This is a genomic window from Desulfosporosinus sp. (assembly GCF_014237355.1).
Classification (GTDB): Bacteria; Bacillota; Desulfitobacteriia; order Desulfitobacteriales; family Desulfitobacteriaceae; genus Desulfosporosinus.
The window spans coordinates 1-12,195 of the sequence record NZ_JABZFS010000027.1 but is presented as its reverse complement, the minus strand read 5'-3'; the positions used below and the strand labels follow the sequence as shown (position 1 = coordinate 12,195).

Sequence of the window (12,195 nt, the reverse complement as noted above, 5' to 3'; positions counted from 1 at the left end):
AAAAGGCAAAACCGCCCGTATAAAATTATTAGATTGAAATTCCTAGGATTTTGATGAGTAATGTCTATTAACGAAAAATTACACGAATCTCCTCAATCTAGCATATTTGTCTAAACGCTATACCTGCTTTTTATGATTCTCCATGAAAAGCAGGTATTCCTGCTTGTTTCAATGCAAAATATTCTCTCATTTATCTAAACTTTGCTACTCATTCGTTAGGCAGGGTGTAAATCGAATCAAAAGTGTCATTTCTTAAATCTGCTAAATACTGCAATAAGGCTACAATGTCTTTGATATTGGTTTGAACAAAGTTCTCGCCGAGTCCTGGTGGTAGAATTGAAGCCATGTTAATAGTGTTAACATCCCCTTCACTCAGACCTGACTCGCGTAACCCAGCTAAGTACTGTAATCCTGCAACTGTATCAACAATATTTGGTCCAGATCCGTCCAAGGGGCTGATTATTTTGCCTCTTTGAAAAGGCAAAATCGTTGCTATTGGAGGTTTGATCCTATTTAAGTCCTGATCCCCAAGGTCTAGAAAACGTACTTTTATGTTGGTAGGGGACTTGGTTGATCCTGTCAAGGCAAGAGAAATAAATATAAGCTTATCCACCGAATCCGTATTTACAGATCCAGCGTCTGTGACAATAATCTTGCCCGGCTCGTTGAGGTTCTTAGTAAATTGACCAAGCTGAGCCACATCAACAACGTCTAAAATTCGAACGTTTTCGGGGTCATAATCTACTTCTATCTTATAACCTGCTATGGTTCTGTCAGGACATACATTGCCCTGAGTATCTTGGATTGCCGTTAGCCCAATGTACAATCCAGCATCATTATTAGTAGGATTTTCCCCTAACTGAACTAAAGAAAGAGCCGAGTACTCATTAGAACTCTTTGCCCAACAAGTAAATAGGAGTTCTGTTTGTGCTTTAGTACCTGTGGCGGAGGTGACAGTTATCTCAAGGGTTGTTGTTCCCGTAGTATTGGGGGTTCCCGTAATCACTCCTGTGCTGGGATCAAGATTCAATCCTTCCGGGAGTCCCTCCGCGCTCCATTCGTAAGGAGCAATTCCGCCTGTGGCCTGAAGTATCCCTTGATACTCCACTCCTTGAAAAGCACCCGGGAGTATTGGCGTAATAATAGTTAGTGCCTGCTCGCATTGTATTTGCAGTAATTTGAGTGTATCTGCACTAGCTACTCCACCTACTTCGGCAATCAAGCATACTGTACCTGAAGATGATGAAGAGGTAAATTGTGCAGTTGCTACTCCATTCCCATCTGTTTGAACAAGTGGTAGATCATACCAGGCGTCTTCATTTTCCATAAAGTAATAATAGAATGTAACCCCGGCATTGGGAATGGGATCACCCATTTGATCAGTTACGACTGCTGTGAGTGTCGCCGGTGAGCTGTTAGGTACTAAGGTGGTTTTATCGCTTAATAGAGTAATGTTAATTTCAGAATCATTGATGGTTATTTGTGGGGACGTGAAATCCTTAGGTGCAGATAACGATTTAGAATATCCGGGCTGAGAGCTTTGCACATTAATACTAGCAACTGATAACAGGGCGCTGGGATAGTCCTTTAAATCACTTTTACTGACAACGTATTGTCCTACTAATGAGTTACTGGCAGGATCGTACAAACAGTGGGCAATTCCTGTCGATTCAGCATTGATTGCTAACCTTACATCCGCCGCCTGAATTGGGTGACCCTCCTCTTGAGCCTCAAGGTTTATTTCCACAATCTGGCCTATAGAGGCTGTACTCGGACTTAGACTGACCGACTGGATTGATATTTCGGGGATATTCTGGATATATATTTCTACTGCTGAGGAAGGCTCACTTGGACCAGTTTGGGTAACGGCAGATACCTTGTAAAAATAACTACTATAAGTAGACAATCCTGTATCTAGATACTCTGGTTCTGTAGAAGCACCAATTAGTGTGTAGTTTTGATTTCCATACCAATTTTGTGTGCGGTAGATATTATAAGATTCTGCACCAGGTACGGAGTTCCAACTTAGATAAGTTTCTTGAGGATTTGTCAACTCTACCTTAAGTCCTGTCGGGGTATTAGGATCTAAGGCCTTCGCACTAACCTCCGACGATAATGGGCTTTCACCATTGCTATTTTCCGCACTAACTTTGTACCAATAAGTTGTTGTAAACACTAGATCCTTATCCGTATAGCTAGGGTTAGTACTGGTACCAATCTTTGAATAGATACCGTTAGAGCTTTTCGCTCGGTAAATATTATATGATGTTGCTCTTGATTGAGATTGCCAAGCGAGACTTATCTCAGTGGTACTTATTCCCGAAGCCCGTAAACCATGAGGGGTGTATGGTTTCTCATTACCTAGTGCATAAAGCAAATCTTTAGTCGCAATATAGATTTTTCCATCTGAACCAAGGGCAGGTGAACCCGAATCTCCACCTATCCAGCTAGCCCATTTTAACCCCCCAATAGGATTAAAAGCTATAAGTTCCGAGTTATTCGAACCCACATACACTGTGCCATCTGAGCCTATGACTGGCGCGGATAGAAATTTATAATGACCACTCTGATATTCCCAGCGCTCACTTCCGTCTGGTTTAACGGCATAGAAGTTGCCGTCATTGGATCCAAAGAAAATTGTCTCATCGGAAGAAATGGCTGCCGAGGACCGGATAGTACCTCCCGTGGGGAAATCCCATTTTTTTGTCCCATCGGGATTAAGCGCGTATAAGTTCTTATCGTCAGAGCCAATATAAATTGTTCCATCTGCCCCGATAACAGGTGATGAAGAGACTATCCCCCCTGTTGTAAACTGCCACTTAATGGTTCCATCCGAATTGACGGCGTAGATTTTTTTATCACCACATCCGATATAAATAGTACCGTCTAAAGCAACAGCTGGAGAAGATTCTATAAAACCTTCAGTGGGGAACCTCCATTTAAGGCTCCCATCTGAGTTAATAGCATAGAGGGAGGAGTCAGCGGCACTAATGTAAACCGTTCCATCGGAGGCAATAGCTGGACTGGTTCCTAGTGCAACCACTGCTGCAAAGTCCCATTTCTTATAGCCGCTTTTGTCGATGGCATAAAGTTTATCTGCTCCGTCATAAATCGTTCCATCCGTACCTACTGTAGGATTGGAATTCACGTTTACTACTGCGGCGCAATTCCATTTCTCAGTTCCATCCTGATTTATGGCGTAGAGTTTATCTCTTCCAATAAAAATTGTGCCATCAGAACCTATTACAGGAGAAAGTGGTATTCCGTAGTATCCCACAGAGTTAATATCGAATCGCCATTGAATTTGTGCTGAACTGGGCCCGGGACCTTTAAAACGGGATTGTCTCGTCCAGTTGAAGACAGTGGGCTGCTCTGCGAAACGATCATATTGACCTTGCTGATATCCTAGGCCTTGCTCAAATTGCGTTAATTCAGCCTTGGCAATATTCGGAGATATTGGGATTACCCCGACGAAAAGCATTAGACCGACTAAGCTAAGCGCCAGAATTTTTTGCTTTAGAACTTTGCTTAAGAGCTTTTTTCTTATGCCCATTCTCGAATCTCCTTCCCCTAAAGAATCCTTTACTACACTACTCAACCCAACTTCAGTATAGGTTGGGCTGAGTAGTCATTGATTATTTTGATGAAACCCGCGTTAGAACGGTTTCAGGAACAGCAGCTTTACCACCGAGAGCTGTCACAACACTGGTAGAGGTGAGCTTACTTTTCACAAAGGTTGCGGCCTCCGGAACGACTTGGTTTGTGAGAATAATAGCCGCCTTGGATTGAGCAGCAAGTGGTGCGCCTGCAAGAGCATCAATCCCTGTCTCACCATTAGCTAGGTAAACATGATCATACCTAATGGATGCGTCGAAATCTTTGAGAACTTGGGTGTTCGTGTCATAGGCTGTGTTACCAGCATGACGTGTTGCACTTGGTAGCTGAGTTATTAGCCCATTACTTATTACACCAGTTCCACCAATAACATCTGTAGCTTTAATGTTGTTTGTGATCAGGAACGTTTTTACACTATTAGGGATTATTTCTTTTTCGGTTAAGAGAATGGGCTGAGTTTGGGCAGAAGCAATGGAGGCAATGGAAAGGGCATCTTGGTTTTTCCAACCATAAGCGATGGCTACCTTGTCCACTTGAGCTCCCAGGTCGACCATCTTCTGAGCAATATTGGCCGAGGTAGCAAATCGATCCACCCCGCCAAGGGACTCAACGCTAATGCCCATCCCCTTAAGCTCATTTAAGATCGCCTGACTGATAACACCCGTTCCACTGGTCACGTAGACGGTCCTGACCTTGAGCTTGATGAGTTCTGCTTTAGTATCTGGGTTTAGTGTGTTTCCGGCCTCGGTCAACAAAATAGGTGCTTTCAAGTAGAACGCTAAAGGTCCAGCGGTCAGGGCATCGACCATGCCATAGGAGGTTGAGGAGGCGAGAATGGCTTGTCCTGTCCACCCAGTTTGTTCGGCGATTTGGACGGCTGTCTGGGTAGCGGTCGTTCCAGACACTCGATGAGTTTCAACCACCTGGGGGGTAGGTATGGGTTGTTCCGGTTGTGGTGCAGCCGGTTGGCCTTGACGGGAGTTGCCTCCTGAGTTTAATTCTTCAACTTCAAGGGGGAATTCTATAGGGACGGTTTGAGCGGGAGATTGACTATCCCTAACGGTGATTTGAACAATGCTAGTGGTTGCGTTCGAAGCGGGAGTCCCTGAAATCGTTCCAGTTTGGGAATTGATCGTTAATCCCTTGGGCAATCCTACTGCTGACCATGTGTAGGGTGGAACTCCATTCCTTGCCCTCAGGGTAGTACTATAGGCTTGATTAATCGTTGCCGGGGGTAAATTCACAATGTTGATGGATAAAGGACTCATTGGTTGGGGATTTTGACTGGATCCTGATGAGATGTCGACTTGACCATTGGCAACTTGTACATCCAGACTCTTTAAATCTTCTAACACGACGTCTTTAACGGTAAGCTTTAACTCACTGCTGCCTGAAGCTATATCTCTAGCCTTTACTCGTAAGGACGCCAAGGTTATGTCTCCGTCGACACCGGTGGTTTGAACAGCGGAAAGTCCGATGTTGCCCGATATAGTCGTATTAGGAAACAGCATTTTAAAGGAATCTGCAGACGTTTTTTCTAAACTCACTTCGAGTTTGAGAGGATCGTATTGAATGCTGATTTGATAGCCTGCAATGCCAGGGCTTGGTATGTTTTGACCCTTAATAGCGACAACAACCGTTTCACCTGGCGCGATTTGGCAAGATTCGATTTTAACTGAAGGTTGGGATCCTGCTGCGAAACTACTCTGTGGATTATTGATCAGTAAGGAACTCGTAAACATGAGTATAACGAGCAGGAGTGCATAAAAACGAGGTAAGACTTTTGACGTTAGATGAACCATCTTGATAACCCCTCTCTCAGTATTATCAGTGTACGTATCTAAATCTAGGGTTATAAATCATAAGCCCTGATCTCATGAGAGAGACTAGGGCTTACGCTGTTATTTGTTAGGATTACAAGATTCATAGAGTTAAGGTGCTGTATACGTTCCAGAAAGTTTACCAGACCTGACTATATGGCCATTAATCTTCTCTCTTAATTGGTTGTAAGTATAGCCATAAATAGTTTCGTCCGTGGTGTCAATATATGGGGTATCTAATTCAAAGACTTCGATTACATAGTGGTGGGTTCCACTACCGGAAGGAGGTTTTGGCCCATAGTATCCGTTAGTGAATCTAGCATCTTGACCCCAAGTGGTCAGCAGTTCTTCGCTACCTGAGGGCATGCTGCCTGTGCCTGGTTGATCACTTGTCTCAGATGCACCCGCATTAAGCGAGGTGATCGTATTGGGGATATTTTTCACGACCCAGTGATTCCAGTTATTAGCATAAATATCCGTCATGATGATAAAGAAGGAATGTCCTGCTTGTGCCGTGGTTCCCCAATTCAGTGGAATACTCTGATTTTCCGCTCCAGGAACGGTGTAGTCGTTCTCGTCTCCTGAAAGTATATGGACATTAGGTATAACACCTCCTTCCTCAAACGAGCTTGAGGTGACATTTAGGTAGGGATTAGGTGTTACATCTCCGCCACTTCCTCCTGAACCGCCGCCGCCACCGCCAAGGTCACAAGGCACTGCCCAACTCATACTGGGGACCTTGTCAGCTAGACCTTGTAAACGAATAAGTAGCGTCGTTTCTGCTGAAGGGATCGTTAAATTGGCTATATACCCACTACCAGTCAAGGAGACATGGGGCTGATTATTAATCTCACCCGTCCATATGTCGGAGCCTACTTTGATTTCATAAGGTTTACCTGAGATATCTCCACCTAGAAGTACCTCATCGCCCGTATTGTAACCATCGTTGCCAGGATCCCTTTCCAAGTTTATGGGGGCTTCTCCGATGCTGCTAACGGTTAGAAGAGTGACAAAAGGACTGGCTGGTGTCAGGCTATTAGCGGGCTTACGTATTTCGATGGTCTCTGCTCCAAGCGAAGCTAACGTTTCCATTTGGGCCTCGGTAAATTGGATGCTCTTGTTTTCGTCTGTCGTGACTTCAATGACCGAGTTATCACTGAGGCTGAGCTCATAATCCGTTAAGGCCTCCAGACCGGTCGTATTGATTTTCCAATGTTCGAATTCTCCAGTTACGGTTCCTGGATCCAATACTTGCACATCAGGTCCGCTTACGGTTACCACATAGGCTGGGCTGATAGCTTTTCCTGCCGATTGGGCGGATACGGATATGACATTACCTTGGGAAAGGGTCAGTCCGGAGACTGTCCAGTTACCGTTAAGATCTGCAATTACAGGTAAGGCTGCTACTCCGTCAATGCTTAATCGGATGGTTGCTTCTGCAGGTGCTGTACCTGAGATACTGGTATCTCCTGCTCTGATAGTACCTGTAATGGCTGGAGTTTCGGTTACTACCGTGCTGGGAATCGGCGATTTAATTTTCTGCCAGTTGGAGTGGACAGTACCTCTTACGACTTCTATCTGATACACCTGAGGAACTAAATCCCTTAAAGTGACTTGGCTGTTGGCATCTGAGGATAAACCTTGCTTCCCGGCAATCGGTACACCATTAATGTCGTAGAGATTGACAACGTCCCCGCTGATCAGTCCTCCGACAATGATTGTTTCAAGGCCGTTTGCTGTTTGTTCTACATGCCAGTAAAAGTTAATAAGTTTTCCCCAACTTTGAAACATGCTTGGAGTTAAGCTGTCCGGGTTTGGACGCCTTATCTGAACTTTGATCCCATCTTCATTTGTCAGGCTCACGTTATTGAAGACAGTTTCCGTGCTTCCAGCTGCGATTATCTGAGTGCTTCCGATTTGTGGTCCGCTTGCCTTGAATAGGGTAACTTCATCTCCACTAATCAGGCCTTCAACATAGATACTCGTTGAGTTGTTCGACTCCAAGGTTCCCATACCAATGGACAGATTCTCAAAAACTTCACGCATGCCGACTAAGCCATTGCGCATAACACGAACTTTAAGGAACAATTCATTGCCAAAACTAACGTTGTCAATGATAAATGGGCTCGGTTTAGCGGCATCAACGATTATAGGATTGATTAGAGAGAAATTATCGCTACCTCTAAAAACCTCAACTTCGTCACCAATTTGCAAATCATATAGATGAAGTTGTTTACCACTCTGGGTACCCTCATGAATGCCGACCCCAAACTCCACACGACCTATGGGTACCTTTGTCATTTTCTTTCGAGAGTGAAAGCCGCCACGGATTACTTCGACATAGTACGCAGTGAGGCTTAAATCATTTATAATGACTTTACCGTCAACCGCCGGCAATCCTACTCTTCCGGGTACGGGGACACTTGCTATGTCGAATAGATTAACAACATCGCCACTTTCAAGGTATTCAACCGTAACAGACATAAGCCCATTTGAAGATAGTTCTGACTTTAAGCCAAAGTTGATCATGTCTTCCCAACGGAAGAAGAGTTTTGGCGTTCTGCTCACTGGATTGGGGCGGATGATCTCTACCCTTAACCCACTATTAGCGATGTTGATATTACTAAAGGTAACAAGCGAGGAACCTGCCGCAACGGTTAGTGGACTTCCAATTTGTGTCTCGTTTTCTGCATAAAGGTTTACTTGGTCACCTGTTTGAAGTCCGCTTACAGTGATGTCTGTCACATCTTCGTTATCTACTACTTTAAAACCAGCCATGCTCACTTTCATGCTTTCAAAGATCAGTCGTTCTCCCACAAGGTTACCCCTTGTGATTTTTAATCTAAGGTATAGTTCACTGTCAAAGGTGATATTATCCAAAACAAGAGGGACTCCCGCGGCTGTTTTTTCCACGGTTACCGGTGAAATAAGGTCGGTATTGTCGCTTCCTCTCAGTAGCTGGACTAAGTCACCGTTTTCCAGTTCGCTGTCAAAGATTTCTAGTTTTATACCGTTGTTAGTACCGACTGTTCGGTGATAGCCAAATTCGAGTTTACCGGGTACTACGTTAAGCGGCTGAAACTGATCGTCCCGTAAATTCACGGTGTACTGTAAGAGGGCTATGATATCTTTGACACTCGGGTTGGCTATCGTATTTTGTGTCTCAATAATTGATGCCATGTTGACGGGATTAACATAATTCGGGCCTAAACCGACACTCCTGCGGTTTGCCAGATATTGTAGACCGGCGATAGCATCCGCAACTCCTGGCTTTGGCGCAATACTAGTCTCGGGATAGGTTAGGTCCTCGTTAAAGATTTTCCCTTTCTGGAATCTAAGATTACCTACGGTTGGGATTTGAATTCTATGGATATCGTCGTCCCGAACATCTTTATAGACCACGGAGATACTTGTCAGGTCTCTTGCAGACCCTTTGAGGACTATTGGGATAAAAAACAGTTGATCGAAGGACGAAATCTCACTTCCTGAGGCACAAGAAACTAGAACTTTGCCAATACCATTGGATGTTTCAACGTTATGGCTGAACAATTCCCCTGAGTTTGACTGATCTAGTGCATAAGGGATGAATACTTGGTCGGGATCGAAATTTACTTCGATTTCATAACCTGAGATTAGGCTGTTCGATACAGGATTATTTGCTGAATCTTTGATCCCGGCTAGTCCGATGAACAATCCTGCACTATTACTATCGTTAGGGTTAACCCCTAGTTCTACGATTGGGGTGGCGCTGAAACCAACCCTTCCAGCTTCAAATATCTTAGCCGCATCTACTAAGTTTAAAATTGCTTCGGTAAATTGAGCAGCTGTTGTCTGTTCATTATTAGCAACTGCTTGAGCTTGTGTTATTGCAACTTGTAAAATCGCCTTTGAGCCAATAGCGTATTGACCAACGTCCGTTCCTTCGATCGCTTGATCATGGATAGTTTGAACTTGTGTTATTGCCGATAGAAGAGCAGTCTTGTATTCCTCCAAATTCACAGTAACAACGCATTGTGTATAGATTTCTGGATTGGAATCGCTGGTAACTAGGATCACAGCTGTTCCTGGATTAATGGCCGTCACCACTCCGTCCCTTGACACAGATACAATATTGATTCCGCTCTCGTTGGTTACCGTCCAGGTCACGCTCTTGTTTGTCGCATTAGTCGGCATAATAGTGGCTATGAGTTCTTCTGATCGCCCTACTGTTAGTGTTAATTCGGTTTTGTTTAGGGTTACTGTACTAACTGGTTCTGGGGTTGTATTTGTTTCGGTTACACTAAGTTGGTACTCTCCCATTTCTTCTGAATTGTACATTTCGACCATAATGTAATAGTCTTGGCCTGCAAGTAAATAATCAGTTAATAGAAAATTATTACTATCGCCGCTATCATCATCGAATGTGATCTGATCTCCATTGGTGTCAAGTAAGCAACCATAGGTATCCGAATCAGATAACGTGGTAAAAGTGTAATTGCCCGAATGGTCAGGGGTATACTTAAATACGTCGATATCTCCTCCGGGGTCAATTCGCCCGGTCACGTTTGTTCCTAAGCTAATCTGTGTTGCTGAAGTAATCGTATTGCCATGATCGTCTGGCATAGGGGGGGAGTCAGTAACACTTAGTTGATAATTTCCTGTTTCTAATGAATCGTACATTTCGACTCTAATGTAGTAGTCTTGGCCTGCAAGTAAATCCCGTGCAATTAAAAAGTTTGAACTATGTCCACCATCATCGTTTTCAGTTAGCAGACTTTCCTGGGAATCAAAGAGGTAGCCATAAGTATCATAATCAGATATTGTAGTGAAACAATACCTGCCTGCAACAGCAGGTGTAAACCTGAAAAAGTCAGCATCACCGGCAGGATCAAGTTGACCTGATATATTCACTCCTAGGCTAATCTCTGTCGCTGAACCAAATGAGTTGCCATGATCATCCGGTACAAGAACTCGCTTCAATATTGTGAGATCTATGCTAGAATTTTGACTTAGACTTGGATTCACCGGCGTCGCTATACTCTCATTCAGCGTCGTTCCCGCCAATGAATAATATCCATCTTCAAAGTATTCAATAGAATCATTAAATAAGTGGTAACTAACTTTGACACTTGAAATATCCAAAGGTACCGTTATTGAGTAATTCGATGAGTTACTATCTTCAACAATTTCAAAGTACGAGGAATAATTGCCATTGATCCCCTCGGGGTGGACCCAAATGTTTCCATCCATGCCCCCAGCTTGAGCTCTTTGACCATCTGGCAGTTCAATTTTTCCTGTTATTGTATTACCTTGATATATGTCGAAATTAATTCCAGATAGATTACCATTATTTATATTAAAAAGGGCTGCACTATCAAATTCTATTGTCGTCTCATTAGTTACAGAATAATAGCCGCTCCCCACCAAACCCGGATAACTTTCGTTTAAAACGTACCTTACACGATACTCTGATATTGAACTTTCTCCAGGTATAGTAATCGTGTAGTCGATAGAACGCTCTGTTACAGGTATAGTAAATGTAGTATAGTAGTCCTGGTCTCCAGAAACTCTGACCCTTCCTACTATTCCCTCAGTAGGAACGGTATAATTTTCAGGTAGTGATATTGTTCCAGATACTGTGATTCCCGTCTCAGCAAGTCCTTTTGATGGTAGAAGTAAGGTTCCCGACATGATGACTGCCACTGCAATGACTATGGAAATGAGTTTTTTTATTTTCCTCACCATTCTATCCCCCCCTCGATCATTTGAGATTTCTTCGGCTTATAACAAAGCGTGCTACAGCGCTCCTATTTTAGAACACTGTAGCGCGTTTGCTTCGGATTGATAAGGATTAACGGATTACGGATTAGGTTTATCTTGAACTTAATCCTGTTTTTCTTTTACGGCGTTGAACGAACATAAATGTTATAGCCGATAGAACACCCACTAAAAGAACAGGGTGGAATAACATGTAGACGATGACCACTAAAGGTAAAAGCAGGACTCGAGTTACAAACTTTAATATTACGCTGCCTGCAATGGTCTGCGCTATCGGAGGAGAATAGGTGTAGTAAGTTTCTACGAACGCCTTACCTAATGGGTTGGAGAGCAAGAATTGATCACGGAATTGGCGAAGGAGAACAACGTCCGACTGGTTCTTTGAACCAAAGGCTGCTGTTGCGATGAAGCATTCATCAACTTGGCCTGTTGTAATCGCCGGTGTTGTTAAGACTTCCGTCTGTACATTACCATTGCTATCTTTTAGGCTATTTGCTGCAATTTGTAGTTTATTATCTGTTCCTGTGAGAGGTGAACTAAAGGTTACATTCAGTTTCTTAGGATCTGTGCTACTTATAGCAACCGTATCGTTTGCTCCCAAAGCGTTAAAGTTGCTGCCATCCTCTGCAAAAGTAATTGCAGATTTAAGATCAGTTACGTTACTAATCAGCGATTTATCAAAAACTAGGGTAACTATTTTTTCGGTAGCATCCAGGGAAACATTTAGGAGAGATGGTCCTTGGACTGCAGGTTGTACGGTTACTGTCACAGTATACTCTTTGGTCGTTCCATTCTCAGCAGTTACTGTGTAGGTTAATGGATTAGTGAAGTCTTGCGCTTCTCCTGATGCTGGTGAAACTGTTGCTTTCGCTGATACCGCTATTGTCGGTACTAAAGCGGTTACACTTGTTCCTGCTGGTACCGTCGCTGTGATATTCGTTCCAGCTATCGTTGCTGTTACATCCGGGTCTAATCCTGCAAAGGTGAAGTTGGTTATTTCCTT

4 protein-coding genes are annotated in these 12,195 nt (G+C 43.6%); all 4 read right to left on the bottom strand.

Features of this window, described 5'->3' with window-relative positions; genetic code table 11:
• Positions 1–208: 208 nt before the first annotated feature.
• Positions 209–3,553 (bottom strand): PQQ-binding-like beta-propeller repeat protein, encoded by a 3,345-nt coding sequence (locus tag HGJ98_RS06085; protein ID WP_291350168.1) that lies wholly within the window; start codon positions 3,551–3,553, stop codon positions 209–211.
• An 82-nt stretch (positions 3,554–3,635) separates the two neighbouring features.
• On the bottom strand, positions 3,636–5,417 hold the full coding sequence (locus tag HGJ98_RS06080; RefSeq protein ID WP_291350167.1) for a cell wall-binding repeat-containing protein: 1,782 nt from the start codon (positions 5,415–5,417) through the stop codon (positions 3,636–3,638).
• 129 nt (positions 5,418–5,546) lie between these two features.
• The gene (locus tag HGJ98_RS06075) at positions 5,547–11,159 is read right to left on the bottom strand and encodes a YbhB/YbcL family Raf kinase inhibitor-like protein (RefSeq protein ID WP_291350166.1); all 5,613 of its coding nucleotides are present in this window, start codon (positions 11,157–11,159) and stop codon (positions 5,547–5,549) included.
• Between the two features lie 127 nt (positions 11,160–11,286).
• The coding region (locus tag HGJ98_RS06070) for a CFI-box-CTERM domain-containing protein (protein WP_291350165.1) at positions 11,287–12,195 on the bottom strand (909 nt) is incomplete at its 5' end.